At 38.2% G+C, this 25,351-nt stretch carries 24 protein-coding genes, 1 pseudogene and 1 other annotated feature; of the genes and pseudogenes, 9 read left to right on the top strand and 16 right to left on the bottom strand.

The window, feature by feature from the left end:
* Positions 1–47: 47 nt before the first annotated feature.
* From HCB38_RS13185 to HCB38_RS13175, 3 genes are read left to right on the top strand one after another with little or no spacing between them, the layout of a single operon-like run.
* Positions 48–2,696 (top strand): glycoside hydrolase family 38 N-terminal domain-containing protein, encoded by a 2,649-nt coding sequence (locus HCB38_RS13185; protein WP_185638747.1) that lies wholly within the window; start codon positions 48–50, stop codon positions 2,694–2,696.
* A 1-nt stretch (position 2,697) separates the two neighbouring features.
* Positions 2,698–4,380, top strand: a complete 1,683-nt coding sequence (locus HCB38_RS13180) for a sugar phosphorylase (protein WP_185638745.1) — start codon at positions 2,698–2,700, stop codon at positions 4,378–4,380.
* Positions 4,377–5,510, top strand: a complete 1,134-nt coding sequence (locus tag HCB38_RS13175) for a glycerate kinase (protein WP_185319713.1) — start codon at positions 4,377–4,379, stop codon at positions 5,508–5,510. Before HCB38_RS13180 ends, HCB38_RS13175 begins: the two co-directional genes overlap by 4 nt.
* A gap of 4 nt (positions 5,511–5,514) precedes the next feature.
* Here the strand turns inward: HCB38_RS13175 and HCB38_RS13170 are convergent, their stop codons facing one another.
* From HCB38_RS13170 to HCB38_RS13135, 8 genes are all read right to left on the bottom strand, one after another.
* Positions 5,515–6,471 (bottom strand): LacI family DNA-binding transcriptional regulator, encoded by a 957-nt coding sequence (locus tag HCB38_RS13170; RefSeq protein WP_185319712.1) that lies wholly within the window; start codon positions 6,469–6,471, stop codon positions 5,515–5,517.
* Positions 6,472–6,537: 66 nt separating this feature from the next.
* The gene (locus tag HCB38_RS13165) at positions 6,538–7,872 is read right to left on the bottom strand and encodes a hemolysin family protein (protein ID WP_185319711.1); all 1,335 of its coding nucleotides are present in this window, start codon (positions 7,870–7,872) and stop codon (positions 6,538–6,540) included.
* Positions 7,873–7,964: 92 nt separating this feature from the next.
* Positions 7,965–8,654: an NAD-dependent protein deacylase gene (locus HCB38_RS13160; RefSeq protein WP_185619625.1), complete on the bottom strand. Its 690-nt coding sequence runs from the start codon at positions 8,652–8,654 to the stop codon at positions 7,965–7,967.
* Entirely contained in the window at positions 8,647–8,937 is a 291-nt protein-coding gene (locus HCB38_RS13155) for a helix-hairpin-helix domain-containing protein (RefSeq protein WP_185319709.1), read from the bottom strand. The genes HCB38_RS13160 and HCB38_RS13155 overlap by 8 nt, the downstream gene beginning before the upstream one ends.
* Entirely contained in the window at positions 8,927–10,135 is a 1,209-nt protein-coding gene (gene lde, locus HCB38_RS13150) for a multidrug efflux MFS transporter Lde (protein ID WP_185319708.1), read from the bottom strand. The genes HCB38_RS13155 and lde overlap by 11 nt, the downstream gene beginning before the upstream one ends.
* Before the next feature lie 116 nt (positions 10,136–10,251).
* Complete coding sequence (locus tag HCB38_RS13145) at positions 10,252–10,599, bottom strand: SH3 domain-containing protein (protein ID WP_185638743.1); 348 nt, start codon at positions 10,597–10,599, stop codon at positions 10,252–10,254.
* Positions 10,600–10,617: 18 nt separating this feature from the next.
* On the bottom strand, positions 10,618–11,262 hold the full coding sequence (fsa, locus tag HCB38_RS13140) for a fructose-6-phosphate aldolase (protein ID WP_185638741.1): 645 nt from the start codon (positions 11,260–11,262) through the stop codon (positions 10,618–10,620).
* Between the two features lie 142 nt (positions 11,263–11,404).
* On the bottom strand, positions 11,405–12,094 hold the full coding sequence (locus HCB38_RS13135; protein WP_185319706.1) for a Crp/Fnr family transcriptional regulator: 690 nt from the start codon (positions 12,092–12,094) through the stop codon (positions 11,405–11,407).
* A 329-nt stretch (positions 12,095–12,423) separates the two neighbouring features.
* On the opposite strand from HCB38_RS13135, the gene HCB38_RS13130 reads away from it, so the two are divergent.
* The gene (locus HCB38_RS13130) at positions 12,424–14,151 is read left to right on the top strand and encodes an ABC transporter ATP-binding protein (protein ID WP_185638739.1); all 1,728 of its coding nucleotides are present in this window, start codon (positions 12,424–12,426) and stop codon (positions 14,149–14,151) included.
* A 54-nt stretch (positions 14,152–14,205) separates the two neighbouring features.
* Here HCB38_RS13130 and HCB38_RS13125 read toward each other — a convergent pair whose 3' ends face one another.
* The 3 genes from HCB38_RS13125 to HCB38_RS13115 form a co-directional block, all read right to left on the bottom strand.
* Positions 14,206–14,457: a TfoX/Sxy family protein gene (locus tag HCB38_RS13125; protein WP_185319704.1), complete on the bottom strand. Its 252-nt coding sequence runs from the start codon at positions 14,455–14,457 to the stop codon at positions 14,206–14,208.
* Between the two features lie 19 nt (positions 14,458–14,476).
* A complete protein-coding gene (gene serS / locus HCB38_RS13120) occupies positions 14,477–15,760 on the bottom strand; it encodes a serine--tRNA ligase (protein WP_185319703.1) in 1,284 nt (427 codons plus the stop codon).
* Between the two features lie 60 nt (positions 15,761–15,820).
* Positions 15,821–16,043, bottom strand: a binding site (T-box leader).
* A gap of 52 nt (positions 16,044–16,095) precedes the next feature.
* Positions 16,096–16,515, bottom strand: a complete 420-nt coding sequence (locus HCB38_RS13115) for a pyridoxamine 5'-phosphate oxidase family protein (protein ID WP_185607933.1) — start codon at positions 16,513–16,515, stop codon at positions 16,096–16,098.
* A 130-nt stretch (positions 16,516–16,645) separates the two neighbouring features.
* On the opposite strand from HCB38_RS13115, the gene HCB38_RS13110 reads away from it, so the two are divergent.
* The 5 genes from HCB38_RS13110 (at position 16,646) to HCB38_RS13090 (ending at position 22,971) form a co-directional block, all read left to right on the top strand.
* Positions 16,646–17,218 (top strand): anthranilate synthase component II, encoded by a 573-nt coding sequence (locus HCB38_RS13110; protein ID WP_185319701.1) that lies wholly within the window; start codon positions 16,646–16,648, stop codon positions 17,216–17,218.
* Positions 17,215–18,921 (top strand): aminodeoxychorismate synthase component I, encoded by a 1,707-nt coding sequence (pabB, locus tag HCB38_RS13105; protein ID WP_185638737.1) that lies wholly within the window; start codon positions 17,215–17,217, stop codon positions 18,919–18,921. Before HCB38_RS13110 ends, pabB begins: the two co-directional genes overlap by 4 nt.
* A 160-nt stretch (positions 18,922–19,081) precedes the next feature.
* Positions 19,082–20,803, top strand: a complete 1,722-nt coding sequence (locus tag HCB38_RS13100) for an ABC transporter ATP-binding protein (protein ID WP_185319699.1) — start codon at positions 19,082–19,084, stop codon at positions 20,801–20,803.
* Positions 20,803–22,575 (top strand): ABC transporter ATP-binding protein, encoded by a 1,773-nt coding sequence (locus HCB38_RS13095; RefSeq protein ID WP_185638735.1) that lies wholly within the window; start codon positions 20,803–20,805, stop codon positions 22,573–22,575. Before HCB38_RS13100 ends, HCB38_RS13095 begins: the two co-directional genes overlap by 1 nt.
* Positions 22,576–22,722: 147 nt before the next feature.
* Positions 22,723–22,971, top strand: coding sequence for a hypothetical protein (locus tag HCB38_RS13090; RefSeq protein ID WP_070752394.1), 249 nt, complete (start codon positions 22,723–22,725; stop codon positions 22,969–22,971).
* Here HCB38_RS13090 and HCB38_RS15190 read toward each other — a convergent pair.
* The 5 genes and pseudogenes from HCB38_RS15190 to HCB38_RS15040 form a co-directional block, all read right to left on the bottom strand.
* A pseudogene (locus tag HCB38_RS15190) lies at positions 22,918–23,178 on the bottom strand (hypothetical protein); the annotation flags it as partial. The gene HCB38_RS13090 and the pseudogene HCB38_RS15190 sit on opposite strands and share 54 nt — an antisense overlap.
* A gap of 114 nt (positions 23,179–23,292) precedes the next feature.
* Positions 23,293–23,694: a ribonuclease toxin immunity protein CdiI gene (gene cdiI / locus HCB38_RS13080; RefSeq protein WP_185620353.1), complete on the bottom strand. Its 402-nt coding sequence runs from the start codon at positions 23,692–23,694 to the stop codon at positions 23,293–23,295.
* A 323-nt stretch (positions 23,695–24,017) separates the two neighbouring features.
* The gene (locus HCB38_RS13075) at positions 24,018–24,305 is read right to left on the bottom strand and encodes a hypothetical protein (RefSeq protein ID WP_185620354.1); all 288 of its coding nucleotides are present in this window, start codon (positions 24,303–24,305) and stop codon (positions 24,018–24,020) included.
* 15 nt (positions 24,306–24,320) lie between these two features.
* Positions 24,321–24,494 carry a hypothetical protein gene (locus tag HCB38_RS13070; RefSeq protein ID WP_185620355.1) on the bottom strand — a complete coding sequence of 58 codons (174 nt, stop codon included), beginning with the start codon at positions 24,492–24,494 and terminating at the stop codon, positions 24,321–24,323.
* Between the two features lie 192 nt (positions 24,495–24,686).
* Positions 24,687–25,351: hypothetical protein (locus HCB38_RS15040; RefSeq protein WP_260484466.1), on the bottom strand; the 665-nt coding region annotated here is incomplete at its 5' end.

The following is a 25,351-nucleotide window of genomic DNA, read 5'->3' as shown; positions in this document are numbered from 1 at the left end:
CAGGTACTCTAGTTAGTACCTGTCACTTAATTTGAGAGGTTTTTAAAATGAAAAAAAATAAAATTGTACATGTTGTTGCACATTCACACTGGGATCACGAATGGTATTTCACCATGGAAGATTCCAATATCTTATTAATTGAGAACTTAGATTATCTTTTAAACGTTTTAGAAACAAAAGATTCTTTTACTAGCTATTCTTTCGATGGTCAAATGTCTGTTATTGAGCGCTACTTAGATATTCGTCCAGAAAATAAAACACGCGTTCAAAAACTTATTCAAGATCGTCGGCTTTTTGTCGGCCCTTGGTATACACAAACCGATAGTCTATTAGTAAAAACGGAAGCTGTTATTCGCAACTTACTTTATGGTTATAAAATGGGCGAAGAATTTGGGCATAGTATGAGTATCGGCTATTCTCCGGATATTTTTGGGCAACATGCTTATCTTCCAGCTATATATAAATCATTTAACATGAAGCATAGCATTTTCCAACGTGGTGTTTATAATGATCAAGTACAAGATGATCTTAACTTCCACTGGACATCTCCTGACAACCAGTCCATCCCAACTAACAATATTTTCTTCGGTTATGGACCAGGTAAATTTTTAAGCAGTGAAAAAAGTTATGTAGAAACGCGTCTTCTGCCAATTTTAGATCGACTTGCTGAAATGAACACACATACAGATGTCCTTCTTTTACCAGCAGGTGGCGACCAAGTTCTTGTTCGTGAAAACTTCCCGGAAATTGTTGCAGAATTAAACGAGATGGACTTAGGTTACACCTTCATTCTTTCTGATTACGAAGCATTTATGAATGACGCTTGGACTTCTACTTTCCCGAACGAGATAACTGGAGAACTGCTTGCTTGTCAGAAATCTCGCATCCACCACACATGTCGCTCAGAACGCTACGATATTAAACGTCTTAATTACTTAGTAGAAAATAGATTAGTCAACATTTTAGAACCACTTGCAACAATAGCAAATAAATTTGGTATCAAATATCCAAAACCTTGGTTAGATATCATTTGGAAAAAATTATTTGATAGCCATGCTCATAACGGTATTGGTGCTTCGAATTCAGATGACGCAAACCACGACATCGTAGTCAGACTAACAAGTGCACTTCGAATGACAGATGGTTTAATTAATCTTTTGAAGAAGCAAATCACAAAGGCTGTTAGTCAGAAAATGGGCGACGAAAATATTGCGCTATTATTCAACACTAATCCTGTGCCGCAAGAAAGAACGGCAAAACTAACATTATTCACTCCTGAAAAAGCGTTCCAACTTCTCTCAGGTGAGGAAGAAGTAACTTTCAGCGTTCTGCATCAAGAAAAACTAGACGGTGGACGAAAAGTTATCGTAACAGCAAAAGGCGAAAAAGAAGTCGCTGTACCAGATTATTACCGTACAGAAATCTGTCTTAAAAGCGGTCTAATCCCTGCACTTGGTTATACGACTCTGCAAGTTAAGCCAATCACTACAGAGATGGATCAATTAATCAGCCTTTCCAAACAAACCATTGAAAATGAAACAATCATCGTTCAATTCGAAAACGGGAAAATCAATCTTTTAAATAAAGAACAACAAAGCATTATAAATGACCTAATTCGCTTCGAGAATGTGGCTGACGCTGGGGATTCCTTTGACTTCTCACCACTTGAAGGCGACCAAACCATCTATATCGAAACAAGCGAATTACTAACCGTTGAAAAAAATCATCTATATAGCAAAATGATGTTAAAACATACCGCTTTAGTTCCGAAAGATTTAGAAGCCCGCGCACAAAAAACAAGTACAGAAACATTTGAAATTTTAACGGAAATCGAACTTTTTGACGGCGAAGAATTTGTTCGTGTTCGTCATATCATTGACAATAAAGTAAAAGACCACCGCATTAGAGCATTGATTAAAACTAATGTGACTGAACCTAAATTTTCTTACGCAGACCAAGGTTATAGCTTCATGAAACGTAGCGTCATAAACCCTTATCTTGCAAATTGGCGTGAGGAAAAATTTGTTGAAGCTCCTGTGCCGATTTTTCCAGTGGAAAATATCGTCGCTGTTTCAGAAGAAAACGCAACACTTGCTTTATTAGTTGGCGGTATCAAAGAATATGAAATCTTACCGAAAACCGCTGAAATCGCATTAACTCTTTTCAGAAGTAATGGTTTGCTTGGAAAAGATGATCTAATGTGGCGTCCAGGCCGCGCTTCCGGTATTAATAACAAAGTCGTTCCTACACCAGACGGTCAAATGCTTGAAGAAATGATTTTTGAATATGCTGTGTATGTACAACCTGAAAAACTAAATGAACAAACGCTCTACGCGCAATCTAACATTTTTGAAGGTCATACAGAAACCTATCACTTACAAAACCTAAATACATTTGAAGAGCGCCTAGAACGTTTTGAAGTGGATTATCCAATCGACCGTCTGCCAGCTCAAAATTCTATCTTTGAACTGGATAACCCGAACGTATTCATGAGCACTTGCAAAAAATCGTGGGATGGTACTGGTACAATTATCCGCCTGTTTAATCCAGCTGATACAGAAGAAACGGTTCGCTGGACAACTAACGCTTCCAGTTTTGAAGTTTCATTAGCTGAGGAGAAAATCGCAAAACTAACAGAAAACACTATCTGTATTCCTAAAAAAGGATTTGCAACTATTTTGTTGGAAGGAGAATAATATGCAAACCGAACTGGTTAATCAAATAGAAGTAAAACTAAGAAAAATTTATCAAGCTGCTTATCAGCCCGCTTATTTGGAAAAAATGCTCGCATGTGCCGAAAACTATTCTAATAATACGCGAAGTCCCATTGATACTATTTCCGAAAAAAACGTCTATCTTATTGCCTATGGTGACAGCATTTATGAAAAAAACAAACATTCATTACAAACCTTGAATGAATTCCTACAAGAATATGCGCAAGATGTTATTACAGATGTCCACTTGTTGCCAATTTTCCCGAGTACGTCAGATGATGGCTTCTCTGTCACAGACTACAAGCAAATTGATGAGCATCTTGGTGACTGGGATGATGTTCAAAAGATGTCTGAGAACTTCCGAGTGATGCTTGATTTCGTAGCCAATCACATGTCGAAATCAAGCGATTGGTTCAAGCGATTCTCCGATAACGAAGCGCCTTACAACCAATTTTTCATTGAAAAGGATAGTCAATTTGATTATAAAAATGTTACTCGTCCGCGGACTTCTCCGCTGTTCCACACATACGAAAACGGTAAAGAACTTTGGACTACTTTTAGCGAAGACCAGTTAGACTTAAATGTCCGGAATATCGATTGCCTTGTGGCCTTAACAGATGTACTGCTGTTCTACGCATCCAAACAGGCCACAAGCATTCGTCTTGATGCCATCGGATTTTTATGGAAAACATCTGGTACTACTTGCATGCACCTACCAGAAACTCATGAGATCATTTCACTTTGGCGGTTACTAATTGACGAACTATATCCGAATCTGCAAATTATCACAGAAACCAACGTCCCTCATGAAGAAAACATTAGCTATTTTGGCGATGGCGGAAACGAAGCAAATATGGTGTATCAGTTCCCGCTACCACCACTTGTGCTCCATACCTTCACTTGTCATGATACAACGAAGCTTTCGAAGTGGGCGAAATCCATTTCACAAGTTTCTAGCACAGCGACTTATTTTAACTTCCTAGCAAGTCATGATGGAATTGGTATGCGCCCTGCGACCGGAATTCTTTCCGACGAAGAAATTAATTCTCTCGTCCAAAAAGCAGTCCAAAACGGCGGACAAGTTTCCTATAAAGATAATGCAGATGGCACGCAGTCTGTGTATGAACTTAATATCAACTACGGTGAAGCCCTGCAAAACCTAGATGAAGACACAACCGAAGAGCTTGTAACGAAAAAAATTATTGCTGCGCATAGTATTTTACTAACACTTCAAGGTGTTCCGGCAATTTACTACCATTCACTATTAGGCTCAAAAAACGACCTTGGTGGTTACGAAGAATCCGGCATCAAACGTCGAATCAACCGGGAAAAACTGGAGAAAAACCAGTTAGCTCATGAACTTGAAGCTAACACTTATCGCCAAACCATCTTTACCTCTCTAAAAAAATTGGTGCAAATCAGACGGAACCACACTGCCTTTTCACCATTTGCAGCACAAGAAATTTTAGATTTAGGATCAGATGTTTTCGCGATAAAACGGGAAAATGAGACAGAATGTATTTACGGAATTATCAATGTCACTTCTCACAATATCAACAAAAAAATCGCTTTCTCTGGAATGAATTTATTAACCAACCAACCCGTTATAAGTACACTTGAATTAACTGCGTATGAAGTTGTCTGGATTAAGAAGGCTGACCAATGAAAATCCTTATCGCACCTGATTCATTCAAAGAGAGCGCCACTGCGGTTGAAGTAGCAAATGCCATAAAAAAAGGCTGGACTAAAGCACGTCCAGCCGATCAAATTAGCCTTGCCCCTGTTTCTGACGGGGGTGAGGGTTTTCTTACTGTTTTAAGCGAGTCCGATGAAGTGCAATTATTTCAAACGGAAGTAACCAACCTCAATGGTCATAAAATAGCTGCTTCCTACGGTATTCTTGCCAGACAAGAAACCGCGATTATCGAGTCTGCTAACGCAATTGGCTTGGATTTAATAGCAGCAGCAGACCGTAATCCAGCCTATGCAACATCTGCTGGCGTTGGTGAGCTAATTTTAGCGTCACTTAACCACAACGTCAAAAAAATCATTATCGGGCTTGGTGGAAGTGGTACAAACGATGGCGGCGCTGGACTAATCCAATCATTGGGCGTAGCACTACTAGATAAAAACAAACAACCTATCCCGCCCGGAGGGATTCATTTACAAGAGATATATTCCATTGACGCTAGTAATCTTAACCCAAAACTGAAAGACATTCAATTCCAAATAGCTTGCGATGTGACGAATCCACTTCTTGGCGAGAACGGTGCTACATTCGTCTTCGGTGCTCAAAAAGGCGCAAATCCAGACACGCTCGTTCAACTAGAGAACGCCATGCAGAATTACGGAGCAAAACTCGACCAATTTTCTTCTCAAAAAATCACTACAAAAAAAGGAGCTGGAGCCGCTGGTGGTATCGCTGCTGGGCTAATGGCCTTCCTAAATGCAGACATGTTAAGCGGTTCAACTCTTGTTATGGGACTTTCTAATATGAAAGATAAAATGAAAGATGCCGATATTGTTATTGTTGGCGAAGGACGAATGGACAAGCAATCCATGATGGGAAAAATCCCTGTTCAAATCGCTCAAGAGGCAAAAAAACAGGGCTGTTTCGTTCTAGCTATCGTCGGCAGTCTGGCACTTGAAAACGACCTAGCCGAGCAACACGGCATTGATGCGTTTTTCCCAAACATCCCTGAAATAACAGATTTACCCACTCTTTTTGAAAATACGACAAAAAATCTCGAACGTACAGCAGAAAACATTGCAAAACTAACTTTATTAGCTAAATAGTTTTTCAGACTGTTTTCCTTCTAATCAATTCATGCTCCACTTTAATTCTTTGTAATTTACCTTGCTCAAAAATAGTAAATGCATTTTCTCCCAATTTTTTTAGGTGATGATCAAGCGTCGTGATTTCTAACGCCTTACCAATTGGGAGATTTTCTTGTCCTAAAATAGCGATGTCTTCTGGCACACGTAATCCAAGTGCTTTCACATGATACATTATGCCAGCCGCAACTTCATCACCATTCGCATAAATCGCATCAGGCCAATCTTTCCCTTTGGCAAAAAAATGTTCGCCTGCCTTCAAACCATCTTCAAGCGTGTAACATTCACTTAAAAAACGATTATCCTTGACTGGACCAAAAACCTGCTCATAGGCATTAATTTTCCCATATGTACTAGTACTTTCTCGTGATTCCCGCCCTGCTGTGAACGCGACTTTATGATAACCTTCATCTTGCAAAAATTGAAATCCTGCTCGGTAAGCCTTCACTCGGTCAATATAAGAACAAGATATATCCTTAGACTCCACGTATTCACAAGCAATAATCGGGCCATATGCTAGGTACGGCAAAATCACATCCCAATTATTGGCACGCGAAGTAATAATTAGCCCATCAACTTGCTTTGTTTTCAAGCGCATTAAAAATTTTTCTTCTTCTTTCGTATCATATCCAGTTGGAAAAAGTGTCACCGAATAACGATTTTTAAAAGCTGCCTCTAAAATACCATTCACTATTTTGTCAAACCACGGATGATCATTATAAGGTATAATCACGCCAACCGTATTTGTCTTACCACGTGCTAAGTCCATAGCACTTCGGTTAGGAGAGTAGTCTAATTCGTCAATGACAGCTTGTACACGAGCTCTTTTCTCCTCTGCAACATATGGATGATTATTGAGCACGCGCGACACTGTCGTTACTGAAACCCCCGCTAATTTGGCTATTTCTTTAATATTTGGCATTTAAAAACCTCATTCCTAAGAAAAAAGTGCGGACAGATTTCTCATACCGCACTCTTATTTTTATCATTAAGCCATCTGTTCTAGTTCGCTTGTTTGGATGTCTTTCTCGACACGAACCGAAACCAGTCTAGCGTCATTCATTTCTTCTACTGTAAAGCGAAGTGCACCATATTCTACTACTACTTTATCATCTTCTTCTGGAATTGTCCCTGTTAAAGTAAGCACAAAACCAGCTACAGTATCTACCCCACGTGCAGGAAGTTCCACGTGAAACATTTTGTTAAAATCATCAAGCGGCATGCGGCCTTCTACGATAAATGTAGTATCGTCAATTCTCTTGACTTCATCAGAGAACACATCATTTTCATCGTCAATTTCGCCGACAATTTCTTCTAATAAGTCTTCTACAGTGACAATACCTGCAACGCCACCATATTCATCCATTAAAATCGCCATTTGGTTTCTAGTTCTTTGCATGTTCTTAAGTAAGTCATCAATAAACATCGTCTCTTGGGCAAAATACGCGGTTTTAACAAGCGATTTCACATCAATGTTTTTAAATCCTGACTTTCTCGCTTCCGCAAAAAAATCTTTCATATGCAGAATACCTAGCACCGAGTCCTGGTCGCCTGTATAGACGGGAACTCTTGAAAAATTCTCACTTAATAATGCGTCACAAAGTGCTTCTGATTCTGTTTCGGCATCAATCATAAACGCATCTGTCCGTGGTACCATTACTTCACGGGCATATTTATTATCCATTTCAAATACACCACGAAGCATTTGTAATTCTTCTACCTCAATTACACCGTCACGTCGACCGGTTTCAATCAATAGCTGCATTTCCTCACGCGTCATTTTTTCATTATCCATATTTTTCTCCATTCTTGTTAATTTCACAAGAATATCTGTTGAAAAAGATAGGAATTTTACAAACGGACGAAGCACAACCCCAACTGCCATAATTGGTCGTACGGAAACACGGGCAATTTTTTCTGATTTTTGAAGCGCTAAACGTTTTGGATAAAGCTCACCGAAAACTAACGTGATATACGATAACACAATAGTTACGACGATAATAGATAACTCTTTCGCAAAACTGCTTCCTCCAAAAACAGATTCAAGCCTAGTCGCAATACTAGTCGCGGCTGATGCACTGGAGAAGAATCCAGCAAGCGTAATACCAACTTGAATTGTAGCTAGAAACTTACTTGGATCATCTACGAGTTTAGCTAGCATAATGGCTTTTTTATCGCCAGTTTCTGCTTGGCTTTTCACGCGATTTTTGTTTAGTGATACAAGGGCCATCTCTGCTGAGGCAAAGAATGCGTTGAGCATTGTCAACACCACAATAAGAATTAACTGCAAGATAATCTGCTGACTCTCGGGGTCAGGGTTCATATGGAACTCTCCACTCCTTATTTTCTCAAAATATTCCGGACAATTTTCCGGTTAAGAAAATTTTATCACGCCACCCCTATTACTGCAAGGTTTCAAATCTCTGCGAAAACTTTTACAGCATCACTTTTCATCATTTCAAAAGGATACGAAAGCAAAATCTGTTCTTGATTCACAGCAAAAATTCGCGCTTTTTTATTTCGATAATCTGTTAAATTACAAAATGGACTCACTCGAAAAGAAGTTCCTACTATGACAATCAAATCAGCTTTCCTAATGGCAGCAAGTGATTGGTCTATCGCCTTTTCTGAAATGGCTTCTTCATAAAGCACCACATCTGGTCGAACTAGTCCGCCACACTCGGCATGAATATCTGATTGTAAATAGTCATTTGCCGAAACACTTCTTCCGCATTTTTGGCAATAGCAGTGATATAAACTACCATGAAAATTAACTACCTTCTTAGAACCCGCTTTTTCATGAAGACCATCAATGTTTTGCGTAATAATAGTGACATCTTTTTCTGCCTCGATTTCAGCCATTTTCGTATGAATTACATTTGGTACTGCGTCTGGATAGTACATATTTTCGGTCACAAATTGATAAAACCTATCTGGCTCACGCACAAGGCAAGTATGGCTCAGCATATATTCTGGACTACTCATCCCGGCGTACAAGCCATTTTTCGAGCGATAATCCGGAATTCCTGAAGGCACAGAAACACCTGCACCAGTAAGAAAAACAATATGTTCTGACTCTTTTATTGCTTCGTTTAATTTATTCATCATTTATGTTCCTTTCATTTATATGTTGTTTATCTTTCCAATTCCACCATTTTCGCAATTCAGCATTTTGCTCTGTTTTATCCGTTTCCGCAACATAGACTGCGCAGCGATACGTATATAACACACAAGGATCCATTCTTTCGCCTCGCTTAACGCAAGTGTTTTCGTATAAATCAAGTGGATTCTTTCCTTTTAAATCAGCAATTTTTTGAATCCCAATTTCATTTAACATTAATACCATTTTTTTACCTATTCCTGGTAATTTTATTAGATCAGTTGGCATGATTTCCCTTCTCTCTATGCATTTTTCGGTTGAAATAAAAACTGATTAGTACATTGATAAAAATAAAGCCAGCTACTACAAGGAATACATCTCCGTAGCCAAAATGTGCTGCCACACTTGATCCAACCAGCGGCCCAATGACATTTCCGATATATTGAAAAGATTGATTATAACCAAAAATCCGACCGGAAATTTCTCGTGGTGTATTTTTAGTTAGCAGTGATTGAACTGCTGGAAGTAAAGCGCCATCTGTCAGACCTAATAAGAAACGCAAAACACCAAGTTGCACCGGATTTTGAGCAAAAGCCATTGGTATTTGCAGTAACATGGATCCGATGAGCGCACCTAGCAGTATTCGCTCTGAGCCAATTCGGTCCCCCCACCTTCCAAGTCGTGGCGCAGCGATAAGCGCGGCAACTCCTGGCACTGAAGCAATCATCCCACTAATAAATGCAATGTTTTGCGCATTTCCCGCTAAATCTCGTACATATAATGTCAAAATCGGGTTCACGGAATTGGATGCGATTTGAATCATCATTGTCGTAATAAACAGCGAGATAATTAATCCGGGATTTTTTAACGATAAGAAAACTTCTTTTCCTGAACGCATTTCCTTTTTTTCTACTGGTGTAAATTTCTCTTTGACAAAGAAAAGTGTTAGGAAAAAACTACCTAGTAAAAGAACGCCTGTAATGTAAAACACTGGTCTAACACCAAATGAGTCAGATAGCGCTCCACCAATTAAGGGACCGATTAATACACCTGATACTGCTGCTGTTGATAGAGCACCGAGCGCCCAACCACTGCGGTGCCGAGGAACTTGAGTAGCAATTAACGCATTAGCCGTGGAAATGTATCCTGAAAATATCCCCATTAATAAACGTAGACCTACAAATTGGTAAACATTGCTGACAAGTCCCATCAAAATCATTGCTATTGCCATTCCAAGCGCAGCACGCAGAAGCATAATGCGCCGCCCTTTTTGATCTGCTAATTTGCCCCAAACCGGCGACATAATTGCTGATACTAAGAATGTTGAACTTAGTGCCACACCAGACCATAAACTTACTTGGTCAGGATTATGTACACCGAGTTCTTCAATATATAATGGTAAAAATGGCATGATTAAATTTAATCCAGTCCCGGTAAGAAAACACCCTACCCAAACAACATACAAATTTTTCTTCCAATTTTCCATAAATCCACCTAGATTCTTCTATTCTTATCCTTAATTATTCCACAAAAAAAGCGAAAGTAAAACTAAACCCTTCGCTTTTTTGCTATATTTACTTAAAATGTTCCACGTGAAACATTTTACGATTCAAGATTTCCTCGTGGTACCCAGCCAGCTTCATTATCTTCTGTTACGCACCAAACCCAACCGTTAAGCTCACGGTTACTTTCTAATTTATACCCAGGCTTTACATTTAATTCGCGTGCAGAATAATCTTCTGTCACGGTTCCACTTTTCCCATCACTACCTAACTGAATGATTTGCTTAGGAATCCAGCCTTCTTTACCTGATGACTTCACTTTACAAAAGATCCAACCAGGGTATTCTGTATCCTCCTCAAACACCCAAATAGACTCATTTTTATTAACAAAAAGTGGGTTTGGATACTTGCTAATATGTTCTTTTTTTACGATAAATGTTTGATTCATAGTTAGAAACCTTCCTCGTTATTTTTTAGCTGCTTCCCAGTCCGCAAGAAATTTCTCAATTCCGCTATCAGTCAACGGATGTCTTAACATTTGTTCAAATACTTTATAAGGCACTGTAGCAATATCTGCTCCTGCCTTAGCACATTCAATTACATGAATCGGATGGCGTACACTTGCTGAAATAATTTCTGTCGGGATACCATGTGTTTCAAAAATCTCTGCTATATCACGAATAAGCACCAAACCATCATCACCAATATCATCTAAACGTCCTAAAAATGGGGATACATATGTCGCTCCTGCTCGCGCTGCCAGTAACGCTTGTGTAGCAGAGAAAACTAGCGTGACATTAGATTTAATTCCTTCTTCCGTCAAAACTTTTACTGCGGCTAAACCTTCACCAGTCATAGGTATTTTAACCACCATATTTGGATGTATTTTGGCAATAACTCGACCTTCCTCAATCATCTCTTCCGCTTTCAAACTCACTACCTCACCGCTAATTGGTCCGTCAACAATGGATGTAATTTCTTGAATAACCTCATTAAAATCGCGGCCCTCTTTGGCAACAAGTGATGGGTTTGTCGTTACTCCAGCAATAAACCCCATTCTGTTAGCCTTTTTAATCTCTTCTACGTTTGCTGTATCGATAAAAAATCTCATTTATACATCCTCCTTTTCTATCAAGCGCTTTCAATTACAGAGCCATTATAACGCAAAAGATAAAAGAATGCTTTTGAAGTGCTTTTCCTACAAAAAAAAGAATGCAATCGAAGCATTCTAAAAAGTTTCACGTGAAACAAACTTATAAACGAGTTTTATCCATCACTAGTAGAGGTTTAGGTCTATTTCTAATTATATCCTCTTTAATTAAATGCATGACTGTGTGAGCCACGTATTCGCGCGATGTATTGGTGTATCTTGCAAGTACTTCTTGCGTAATTTCTCTTGGTAGCAATATCCCGTTATCAGAAAACGTCCCTAAAGTTTGAGCGCATTTGAGAATGGCTTTGCGGATTCGTTCTTCCTTTTTTAAGAAGCTTAGTTTTGCAAATGTGTGGGCTTCGCGTAATTCTTCTGCCATCACTTTAATCATAAAAAAGTTATTCTCATCTTCTTTGTCAAAAATAGAGAACAAGAAATTGCTATCTACTTCCATAACTTCTCCGTGACCTAAGCTCTGCATCGAAACGTGCGGGCTCCATTCATCATAAAAAAGATGATATAGTCCAAAACTATCTCCTTTTTGTAAGAAACGAACAATGCATTCTTTACAGCTTTCTTCTTCCATTTCTGCATCTTTCTCTACAATCATCCCGTATATGCCACTTAGAACAAAATATACTTTTGTTCCAGCCGGACTTAAACTTTCTAGAACCTCACCCTTCTTGGTGCCGATAACCGAGCAGTAGTCTTTGTAATTTGGATGTTCAAAGCACAACTCCATTAATTTGCTAACCGTTAGATTGGATTCAAGCTCTTTTAAGAATAGCATATTCTCTCCTTTGCTATATTATATTGAAAAAACTCAACGTAATTATATCATAAAGGTTATATCTCAAATCCTATTCCTAGCTAGTCATAAAATACCAAAAAGGAAATTAAAGATAAATATATTACAACTTTTCTTTAAATACTTAATTTATATATCTTTTTAACTGAGAATTTTGACGTAAATTCGAATTTTTTGTTACTTTTACTAAATATTCAAATTCAGATATTAATCTAATAATTACCACTTTAGACTGGTTTATTATCTAGTAAATTGATTATACTTAAAAAGTAAGCATTATATGGTTGGGGAAATTAGGAAGGGTGAAATAAATGAATCAAAAAAAATATAGTTGGCGGAATTTTTTCCAGTTACTTATTAGTGCAAAACCCGCCAATTGGATAATATTCTGCGCTTTAATAGCCAGTGTAATAACTACAATTGCTGGGCTTGTAGTCCCACTTTTTACAAAAAACTTAATTGATGGTTTTGCGGTAACCTCATTAGATGTAAAAATGGTCGCTTTAATTGTTCTTGCATTCATTTTGCAAGCTATCACAAACGGTTTCTCGATTTTCTTACTTAATTATATGGGTCAGAAAGTTGTAGCTACGATTCGCGAACGTTTATGGAGAAAAATTGTTCACTTGCCCGTTTCTTATTTTGATAATACAAAAACGGGTGAAATGGTCAGCCGCATGGTAAACGATACAGTCGTAGTCAAGGAGCTAATTGCCGATCATTTACCACAATTTGTAACAGGGATTATTTCTGTGGTTGGTGCGGTTATTATCTTATTCTTTATGGACTGGAAAATGACACTAATTATCTTAGTAGCTGTTCCAATTACAGCGCTAGTCGTTGCGCCGCTTGGTCAGAAAATGTTTAAAATCTCTAAAGGTCTTCAAAATGAAACAGCTGACTTCACTGGCTCCATTAGTCAAACCCTTTCTGAAGCACGGCTCGTAAAGGCATCTAATGCGGAAACACGTGAAACAGAAGCTGGTCATAAGGGAATCAATCGTCTATTCGGATTCGGTATTCGTGAGGCGAAAGTTGTCGCTGTACTTGGACCTTTAATTTTCTTTGTTGTAATGGGAGTTATTGTTGGTATCATTGGTTACGGCGGGATTCGCGTTTCAGCCGGGACTATGACTACTGGTACATTAATCGCGTTCTTGCTATATCTATTCCAAATTATCGTTCCAGTAACCTCTTTTGCGACTTTTTTCGCGCAACTTCAAAAAGCAAAAGGTGCGACCGAACGCATTGCGGATATTTTAAATGAAACTGAAGAAGATTTCGATGCTGGTAAAAAAGTGGACGTGAGCGGAAAAACGATTCGCGTCACAGATATTTCCTTCTCTTACAATGAAGGTGAACCGATTTTAAAAGATGTTTCTTTTGATACAAAACCAGGGGAAGTTATCGCATTCGCTGGTCCAAGTGGTGGCGGTAAATCTACCTTGTTTGCGATTTTAGAGCGTTTCTATCAACCAAAAGCGGGAGAAATTTTAGTGGGTGATATTCCTCTTTCTGAGATTTCCATTAACTCATGGCGTACGCAAATTGGTTACGTCTCCCAAGAAAGTGCGATGCTCTCTGGCACAATTCGCGATAATCTTTGTTATGGTTTGGACCGAGAAATTACCGAAGACGAGCTTTGGAATGTAGCAAAACTTGCTTATGCAGATGGCTTTATTTCTGAACTACCTGACAAAATGGCAACCGAAGTCGGCGAACGTGGTGTGAAGCTCTCAGGGGGGCAAAGACAGCGGATTGCCATTGCACGAGCTTTCTTACGCAACCCGAATATTCTCATGTTAGACGAAGCGACAGCAAGCTTAGATAGTCAATCCGAACAAATAGTTCAACAAGCTTTAGCCAACTTGATGGAAGGTCGTACTACTTTTGTTATCGCTCATCGTCTATCCACAATTGTTAATGCCGACCAAATTCTCTTTATTGAACACGGAGAAATTACTGGCCGAGGCACACATAGTGAATTAGTCGCTTCTCATCCCCTTTATGCTTCTTTTGCAGAACAACAATTAAAATAACTATTTCCCGGGAAATAACAAAAACGACGATGCATGTTCGCATCGTCGTTTTTGTTATAAGGATTGATGAAACTTTTTGAGTTCGGTTTTCTTTGCTTCGTTTAAATCATGCCACCTGATACCTTGTACCGCTCCTTCAAGCGCACATAATTCACTTAAACAAACGCTTGAATCATTTTCCCAAATACGTAAAAAGGCTTCTTTGCTTCCAACATCTTTTAGCTCAGCTGGGGTTTTTATCCCGGCTTTTATTAAGTCCTGCTCCAGTACTTTGCCAATGTTTGGTAATTCGCTAAGTGTCGCCATTACAGTTCCTTCTTCCTTTTTATTTTGGTAATTCGATTTTTTCCATACCGCCCATGTAACCTTGTAGTACTTTCGGAATGCGTACAGATCCGTCTGCCTCTTGGTAGTTTTCCAAAATAGCAGCGACCGTACGACCTAGTGCTAATCCGGAACCATTTAATGTGTGCACATATTCTGGCTTGCTTCCTGGCTCACGGCGGAAACGAATGTTGGCACGTCTTGCTTGGAAACTTTCAAAATTACTGCAAGAAGAAATCTCACGGTAAGAATCATAACTTGGAATCCAAACTTCTAAATCATATTTTTTAGCAGCAGTGAAGCCCAAATCAGCAGTACACATGCTTAGTACACGATAGGGTAATTCTAGTCGGCGCAATACTTCTTCTGCGTTACCAGTTAATTTTTCTAGTGCCACGTAAGAGTCTTCTGGTTTAACAAATTGAACCAATTCCACTTTGTTAAATTGATGCTGGCGAATTAAGCCACGCGTATCACGACCAGCAGACCCCGCTTCAGAACGGAAGCATGCGCTAAATGCTGTATATTTTCTTGGTAAATCTTCTGCTTTTAAAATATCTTCGCGGTGGTAGTTTGTTACTGGTACTTCTGCTGTTGGAATCAGGAAATAATCTTCTGCTTCAATTAAGAATGCGTCTTCTTCAAATTTTGGCAATTGACCAGTTCCTGTCATGCTCGCACGGTTCACCATGTACGGTGGAAGCATTTCTTCATAGCCATGTTCATTCGAATGCAAGTCCATCATAAAGTTAATTAGCGCTCGTTCAAGTCTTGCACCTAATTTTTTATAAAAAACGAAGCGGCTTCCAGTTACTTTTGCAGCATTCTCGAAATCCAAAATATCTAGGTCAGTTCCTAAGTCCCAATGAGCTTTTGGTTCAAAATCAAATTCGCGTACTTCGCCCCATTTGCGGATTTCTACGTTATCATCTTCTGATTCACCGACCGGAGTAGACTCATGTGGAATATTTGGAATCGACATTAAAATCATATCTAACTTCTCGTCAATTTCTCTTAACTCGATGTCTAAAGTTTTAATACGATCACCAACAACACGCATTTCTTCAATTTTAGCATCAGCATCTTGTTTTTCGCGTTTTAGTTTAGCGATTTCTTGAGACACTTCATTACGCTGGCTTTTTAGCGCTTCTGTTTCAACAATCAGTGTACGACGACGTTTATCTAACTCGCCAAATTTCTCGAATTCACCCAGGTCTTCTCCTCGATTTTGTAATTTCTGCTTTACTTCTTCAAAATTATTACGTAACAACTTAACATCTAACATGCTAACTCCTCCTTTATTTTTTTCCATATAAAAAACTCCCGTACTTTCCCGAATTAACAGGAAAGGGACGAGAGTTAACCGCGTTGCCACCCTTATTGGGATCTAAAAAAATCCCCAGCTTCATTTAGGTTTAACGGACCCAGCCGGAATGATTTACTCGCAATACTATGCTTTCCATCACTCACTCCAAGATGGATTCATAAGGAAACTTCACCAGTTCACACCAACCACTGGCTCTCTTTAGAAATTCTACCTCATTACTACTTCTTGTCTTCGCTTTTCGTATTAATTTAAAGTTATTCTATCGCATATCTGCTTAAATTACAAGCAAATCTTTAACCGATTAAATCAAGTGTGTCTGGACCGTCATCATCTGAATTCAGTATTCTAATTTGTTCCGGAACAATTTTTATAACGACAAAGGATGGTGAATCTTCGCCTTGAAACCAGTCTTTAGAGATGTTTTCCCAAATACGTTCTTTGATAGCTTCATCTTCTTCCAGTGAAGCTAAACCATTAATTTCTAAAAACGCAGATCCAGGGCTATCATAGCCAATTAAAACGCATACGTGCGGATTTCTACGGACTTCCTCTGTTTTCGGTAGTTCTTTTCCAGATGGTGTGTAAAGTGTTAAGCCATCATGCAGAAACGTCATATACCTAGCGTGCGGAAAATCGCCTTGTACAGAGGTTAATACCCCCACTTGATGTTGTTCTAAAATGGCGAGAATTTTATCTTCTAGTTCATTTTCCATCTAAAACACCTTCCTTTGGTTATTTAGTGTACATTTCCACTTGTTTTCAGGCTTCAAACATTTCAGGCTTGTTATCTCCGTAGCTATTTGCTATAAAAGAGTATAACCGTTTTAACTAGGGGGATTTGAAGTGATTTTATTAATCGATCATAATGACTCATTTACATATAATTTATACCAATATTTTTTAGAGCTTAAGGAAGATGTGCGGGTAGTTTCTGCTAGAGATTTTTCGCTTCAAACATTCGACCAATTAGCACCTGAAATGGTTATTCTTTCACCCGGGCCTGGTTCTCCAAATGATTTTCCAGCAAGTTTAGCTCTACTAGACAAAATTCACGTTCCCATTCTCGGAATTTGCCTTGGCCATCAAATGATTGGTCATTTTTTCGGGGCAAAAGTTGTACAGGCGGATGTTCCTGTTCACGGAAAAACTAGCATTATCTCGCATCATGGTAAAGGATTATTTGCCGGACTTGATTCGAGATTCTCAGTTGCCCGCTATCATTCTTTAGTCATTGACCCAAATACGGTGCCAGCTGATTTGAAAGTGACCGCTGTAACGGATGATGGGGTTTTGATGGGGTTAGAGCATCTGACAAAAACGATTTACAGTGTCCAATTTCACCCTGAAGCAATTCTATCTGAAAACGGACACGCGATTTTAGAAAACTTTGTACGACTGGGGAGAGCTGCCAAATGAGTTTATTACGTTTTGATTTTGAAGGTTTGGTAAAGATTTTTGAAAATCCAATTCGCGAACTGGTGGCGCGCGATTTATCGGAAGTACTTCCTATTATGAAAGCTGCCGAAGAAGCCCAAAAATCCGGAAAATACGTTGCTGGTTTTGTTAGTTATGAGGCCGCTCCTGCTTTTCGTAGTAATTTAAAAACCAAACAACCTTCCAAGAACATGCCGCTTATCTGGTTTGGTGTATACGACAATTTCACGACTGCACCTACCGAAAACTCAGACATAGCACCACTTTCTTTTAAAATGGATACAGATTATCCGAATTATGCAGAAAAAATAGCAAAGATTAAAGCGGAAATTGCTGCTGGAAACACGTACCAAATCAACTACACTGTTCGGCTCCAAAGTGATGTACCGAGTGATTTTTCTGCCCAAGCTTCTTTTGAATCATTGCAGCAAGTTGGAAAGGCAAATTATACAGCGTTACTTGATACGGATGAATTTCAGATTATCTCAGCTTCACCCGAGCTATTTTTTAAATGGAAGGAAAATATCTTAACGACACGTCCAATGAAAGGCACCATTCGTCGCGGAAGTACGGAACAAGCTGACTTAGAAGCACATGATTGGTTAAAAAATGATCCTAAAAATCGTGCCGAAAATGTGATGATTGTTGATTTACTACGAAATGACCTTGGGATGATTGCAGTGCCCGGTAGCGTAAAAGTGCCTAAATTAATGACTTTAGAACCTTACCCAACAGTGTGGCAAATGACGTCTACCGTTACTGCAGAAACACCTCCTGATACTAGCTTAGCCGCAGTTTTCGAGGCGCTTTTCCCTTGTGGTTCAATAACTGGCGCCCCAAAAGCGCGGACAATGGGAATTATTTCAGAGCTAGAAGATTCCCCACGAGGCGTATACTGCGGCGCGATTGGATTCCTAGAACCTAATGGGAATGCGATTTTCAATGTGCCAATCCGAACTATTTCTATTAGTGATAATAAAGCAACTTATGGTGTTGGCGGCGGTATTGTTTGGGATTCTGATGCCGAAAGTGAATTTTCCGAAATTCATGCAAAATCAGCCATTTTAGAAAAAGCAACTAAGTTTTCTTTAATTGAATGTTTACGTCTTGAAAACGGAACACTTTCCCGGATAGACTTTCATCTAAAACGGCTTCAAACAAGCGCAGAATTTTTCGGTTTTCCTTTTGACGGTGGAAAAATTGGGGAATTATGGCAAGAAACAGCGCGAAACAATCCAGCTGGAACATATAAATTAAGATTTTTACTTCATCCAAATGGCACGCACCTTTTAGAATTAACCGAAATAAGTACGCAAAATCAGCAAATAACCGCGCAACTGGCAAAAAGTCCAGTCTCAACTGATGATTTATTCCTTTATCATAAAACCACTAATCGATCTGTTTATGAAGACATGAAAAGCACTGAAACCGGGGAAACATTGCTTTGGAATGAGCGAGGCGAGCTGACAGAATTTACTACCGGGAATATAGTTCTAGGCACAAAAGGCTATTTTTTCACACCACCAGTGAGTTCTGGTCTTCTCCCAGGTACCATGAGAGCAGATTTATTAGCAAAAAACAAAATTTCCGAAAAAACACTAACAAAAAAAGACCTTTTTGAGGCTGACATTGTGTGGTTAATAAATAGTGTAAGGGGATTTGTAGAAGTAGGTATCAAACAATGAGCAATCGTTTTTTCACAATTAAAAAACGATTTCCCACGGTATATTTGCCATATTTTCGCCATATTTAGAATTCGCGAAAAAATCACTTGCAAATTTTCACAATCTATATTAGAATATGTGTTCGCACGTCTTTATTTCCGTTTTCCAAGGGAGGAAAATCATGAAAGTATTGTTTCACCATCTTAAAAATTACAAGCTACAAGCAACATTATCTACTTTGTTTGTAGTAGTCATGGTTATCTCACAACTATGGCAACCAAAATTACTTCAGCAAGTCCTAGACGCCATTATGAAAGACAATATGGATGAAATTTCTTCCATAGGCGCACTTCTAATCGGTATTGCCGCAGTTGGCCTTATCGCTGGGATTCTAAACACGATTCTTTCTGCCAAAGTCGCTCAAGGCGTCGGCGCAGATATTCGTGAATCTAGTTTCCGTAAAATCCAAACATTTTCATTTAGTAACATTGAAAAACTTTCGACAGGTAATCTAGTTGTTCGACAAACAAACGACATTACCCAAGTACAAAATTTAGTGATGCTTTCCTTACAATCGCTAACAAGAATTCCGATTATGTTTATTGGGGCATTTATTTTAGCGATGTTTACTCTACCTGAATTATGGTGGGTAATTATTGTACTTGTCGTACTCGTTGTGCTAATTGTTGTCTTCACATTCGGCTCTATGGGTAAGCATTTCGCGATTATTCAAACGTTAATTGACCGCGTAAATTCTATCGCAAAAGAAAACCTTGCCGGAATGCGTGTTGTTAAATCTTTTGTTCAAGAAGATAACGAAATCGGACGTTTCACAACTGTCAGTGACAAACTAACTCGTCACACTATCATTGTAGGAACTCTTTTTTCTGTCATGATTCCTGCATTTATGCTCGTTTCTAACTTAGCAATTGTTGTTTCTATTTTCTTTGTAGGTGACATGGCTGCTGAAAACCCAGAAGTTATCGGGGCTATCGCATCATTTATGAATTACTTGATGCAAATCATGATGGCAATTATTATCGGCGGTATGCTGATGATGATGGCCTCTCGTGCGCTTATTTCCTTGAAACGTATTACTGAAGTTCTCGAAACAGAACCAGATATTACTTACAATGAAAATGCGCCAGAACAAGATTTAGAAGGTACTGTTGAGTTCCGTAACGTTAGTTTCAAATATGATGGTGACGATACACCTGCTCTTAAAGATATTTCTTTTAAAGCGAATGTTGGTGAAATGGTTGGTATTGTCGGCGCCACAGGTTCTGGTAAATCCACTCTTGCCCAGCTAATCCCACGTCTTTACGACCCAACTGAAGGTGAAGTTATTATTGGTGGTACAAACCTAAAAGACATCAATAAGAAAACACTTCGTAGCACCGTTTCCTTCGTGCTCCAACGCGCAATCCTTTTCTCAGGAACAATCGCAGACAATTTACGTCATGGTAAAAAAGACGCGACAACTGATGAAATGGAGCATGCAAGTAAAATAGCACAAGCGAAAGAATTTATTGATAAACAAGCAAAACTTTATGAAGCTCCTGTTTCTGAGCGCGGCAATAACTTCTCTGGTGGACAAAAACAACGTCTATCCATTACACGTGGAGTTATCGGTTCGCCAAAAGTACTAATTCTTGATGACAGCACAAGTGCCCTTGATGCAAAATCCGAGAAATTAGTCAAAGAAGCACTTAATAAAGAGCTAGACGATACAACTACTTTCATCATTGCACAAAAAATCTCTTCTGTTATTCAAGCAGATAAAATTCTCGTGCTCGATCAAGGTAAACTCGTTGGCGTTGGTTCCCACAAAGAACTTCTTAAAGAAAATGAAACTTACCGTGAAATTTACGACACTCAAAAAGGCAAGGAGGTAACCGCATAATGAAAGAGTTTAAACAAATTAGCCGCTTTTTCTGGCACTATCTGCGGGGTTATAAACCTCAACTTTTTGTCATTTTAATTGCTGTAATTTTTGCGACATACCTTCAAGTAAAAGCACCACAGTATATTGGTAATGCTGTTCAAGAGCTTGGTGATTATGTTGTTCGTTTAATGCGAACAGGTGTTGATGACAAGAGTGACTTCATCCATATCATTTGGATGCTGATTCTCTGCTACGTACTGCTCGCTGCTGCCACTTTTATCCAAAGTATCATTATGACAGGGGTAGCTGGTAAATCGACGAACAGAATGCGTATAGGGCTTTTCCGCAAGATGGAAAAACTATCGATTCGTTTCTTTGATAGTCGCAATGACGGCGAAATGCTTAGTCGTTTTACTAGTGACTTGGATAACATTTCTAACACACTTAACCAAGCTTTGATTCAAGTACTATCAAACATTGCGTTAATGATTGGTGTTATTATCATGATGTTCCAACAAAATGTGGAACTAGCACTCGTTACCTTAATATCTGCACCATTTGCAGTAATTATTGCCACAGTGATTATTCGAAAAGCTCGTAAATATGTTGATGTTCAACAAGATGAACTGGGTGTATTAAACGGCTACATTGACGAAAAAATCTCTGGTCAAAAAATCATTATCACAAACGGTTTAGAAGAAGAAACTATTGAAGGCTTTGTTAAGCAAAATAATGTTGTTAAAAACGCAACTTACAAAGGTCAAGTCTACTCCGGTTTACTTTTCCCAATGATGCAAGGTATTTCACTATTAAATACAGCTATCGTTATCTTCTTCGGTGGATGGTTAGCTCTAAATGGCGACCTTGAACGCACAGCCGCTCTTGGTTTAATCGTTATGTTCGTTCAATATTCACAACAATTTTATATGCCACTTACACAAATTTCGTCCCAGTACAGCTTGCTACAACTAGCAATCACTGGTGCGCGCCGTGTTAGTGAAGTATTTGCAGAGGAAGAAGAAGTTGAACGCGAGAACTTACAAACAATTGATGGTATTAATAAAGGTGTTAAACTAGATCATGTTGATTTCGCTTATGACCCTGAAAAACCAGTTCTAAAAGACGTTTCCATTGATGTAAGTAAAGGTAAAATGGTGGCGCTTGTTGGACCAACTGGTTCTGGTAAGACAACTGTTATGAACCTGCTTAACCGCTTCTACAATGTCGACGGTGGTTCCATTCGTTTTGACGATATTGATATTCGTGATATTAGACTAGATTCCTTGCGTAAACAAGTCGGTATCGTGTTGCAAGATTCCGTTCTATTTACGGGAACTATTCGCGATAACATTGTTTTCGGTAAACCGGAAGCAAGCGATGAGGAAGTGATTAACGCTGCGAAACAAGCTAACATCCATGACTTCATTATGAACCTCGAAAAAGGTTATGAAACAGAAATCAGTGATGAAAACAATATTTTCAGTGTTGGTCAAAAGCAGCTTATGAGTATTGCGAGAACTATTATTACGAACCCTTCTCTACTAATTCTAGATGAAGCGACAAGTAATGTAGATACCGTAACCGAAAGCCGCATCCAAAAAGCTATGGACAACGTAATCTCCGGTAGAACTAGTTTCGTCATCGCCCACCGTTTAAAAACTATCCTTGATGCCGACCATATCGTCGTGCTACATCAAGGCGAAGTGATTGAACAGGGTAACCATGATGAGCTGATGAAGGCGGAAGGATTTTATTCTGAGCTTTATCATAATCAGTTTGTTATTGAGTAGATAGACGCTTTTTATGGTCTGAAATAAATAGAAAAAAGGAAGTTCTCAAATGTTAAATATTGAGAACTTCTTTTTTTATTTTCATCTCAGCAATTTTATGTTAACGTAATTTAGAACAGAAAAATAAAAGCAGAGGTGAACATACATATGAATTTTAATCTTTTTGTTAGAAGTGGTTTTATTGGTCTTATTTTACTTTTTGTTATCCAGGTACTAGGGGTTGTTAGAGGATTGTTGATTCAATCTGGTTTTATGGATGGGAGCATCAATCAGAGTTTACTGGGCACAAAGCTTATTATAGTGCCAATTATATTTTTTACTATTAGTATTGTTTTTTTCTTATTATGGTTTTATAGAGACTATCAAACCAATAAAAAAAGTCGATTTCCTAGTTAAGGAAATCGATTTTTTTATGTTAATTAAACCAACATTTTACGCCAGCAGTTAGAACTTTAATATTTTCTGTTTGTTTTCCATCAATATAACCTAATTTGCCGCCATCTTTTATGGATACTTCCATTTCGCCAACTTCCGTATTCTTTTTAACTGGTGCTTCTAAGATTTTTCTTTAAATTTAACTTTAGTTCTTAATCTAGGTTCATTGATGTAAGTAAAGGCAAAATGGTGGCGCGATTCTCTTCGGAAGCAAGCGACGAAGTGATTAACGCTACGAAACAAGTTAACATCCATGATTTTATTGTTATAGAAGTGCATTATTTATTTTATAAAACTATATTTCCAAACTACTTTTAACTTTTTTAGCAGTTCTATAAGCTCTCTTCCTTCTAGATTTCTTTCCGCCTCTTTTTTTACATTTTCATCTAAATAATCATAAAATGTTTTAAAATCTAAATACGCTATTTGGTCAAACTTGACAGCAGGGGATCCTAATTCAACTAAAATATGTTTATCAGCTAACAGTCTTGGCAATTGCGCCATGTCGTAGTCATCTAAGTCATTTTTAAAGGAAACAAAAACTATTTCTTTCCCGTATCCTTCTTTTTCTTTAAAAGCAGACAAAGCCTTTTTCAAATATCTTCCACTTATTATTGAAAAATACGTTAACATGAGTTGATCTATACTTTTCTTGTCTTTTAAAAGTTGAAATTCATTTTGCATGATATCACTATCCAATCATTCGCGTCTTGGAAACAGTTGACTCTGCTTAATGCTTGAAAATAAAACTAATAGTCAACTGTTGAAAGATAATAAAAAAGAAAATCCACAATGTCGTTAATATTCAAAGTGGATTCATATATAATCATTCATCCGATTGCAAAAGCCGTTTCCTAATTGAACGAGCCTCCACCCTCTTAAACTCCCACAAGTATACTCCACAGGGAAAATTCACCCTATAGGGTACACTTATGAAAGTTTATCTAAGAGAATCTCTCTTTTCAATGAGGCTACATTTTCGAACTGTAATCATTTCTTAATAACTACTAATTTACATCAATTACTTGTATTCCTTTAACCTGAGCACAGTCATTAATCTCTTTGATTAAATTGTTTCTATAAACTGATCTTGCTCCATGTATTTCTCTTTCACCATATGTATCTATATATTCCGGAAATAAAATAAAATTGGTTTGATCCATTTTTTTTATTATATATTCATTTCCTTCAAATTCTCCACATCTGATATGATATGAAGTTATAAAAGACATTATATCTTCATATAATTCCTGTGTATTAATTTCTGCCTGCAAAAATCCTTCTAAAACATCCATAATAATCTCACCTTTCTATTTTACTGGATAAGATGATAACATACCTCCATCTTCTGATAATACAACTTTAATTAAGTTTTCTCCCTTGGTTCCTATAGTTTTTCTAGCGTCAACTATTACTGAATAACTCTGTTGTCCCATTTTAGTTAATCCATTATCTGTTATTGACTGGACTGTCCCATTTTTCATTGCATCCTTCAAAATCACTTCAGCTTCAGCTTTAGAATCTCCTAAAAATTTAGCTCCATTACCTTTAGTTGTTGATAAATGCTTTGGTTTGACATATGCGTCATCAATATTAAATTTATCAACTACCTTTTTGCCTTGTTTAAAAATATCATCGGCTACACTGGCTCCCTTAGCTCCAAACTTAGTCGCTCCCTAAGAAGTTATTTTCGAACCAATCTTCCCTCCAACTTTAACTACAATTGTGCCTGCAACCTTACCTAATACTATTTCTAGTGGTCCTGGAATAAATCCAACTGCAATAGAGCTCCAAAAGCCCATTTTTTCAGCAAGTTCTGCGCTTTTTTCCTTATCAATATTTCCGTTCGCATCAAAAGCCCATACTTCATCTGGTTTTGGATAGCCCGCTTTGTAGTCGTAGGTTGGATCGCTATAGCCTTTCTTTTGACTTTCTAAGAATTCTTGGTTTTTACATAAGGCTTCTTTGGCTGCGGCTTTTCGATCAGCTTTTTCTTTTTTTACTTTAGCTGCGGCTTCTTTACTTGCGGCTATTTTTGCATTGGCTTTTTTGCCGACTGTTTTGATTTTGCTGGTAGCTTTATTTATTACTTTGGTTCCGGCTTTTTTGACTGTTTTAACAACTTTTTTAGTAGTTTTCTTGATTTTATTTACTTTTTTCACGACAGTCTGTTTGGCTTTTTTATAGACCTTCTTGACTGTTTTTCGAGCTTGTTTAATCGACTTCTTAGCTGCCTTCTTAAATTTCGTCACTGTTTTTTGGACTTTTTTGGTTACTTTTTTGACGGCGCGCTTGATTTTTCTGGTGGTTTTCTTGATGGCTTTTTTGACTTTTTTCACGG

The organism is Listeria farberi (assembly GCF_014229295.1).
Classification (GTDB): domain Bacteria; phylum Bacillota; class Bacilli; order Lactobacillales; family Listeriaceae; genus Listeria; species Listeria farberi.
Note: the sequence above shows the minus strand (reverse complement) of the source record. Positions and strands in the feature narration are given on the sequence as shown.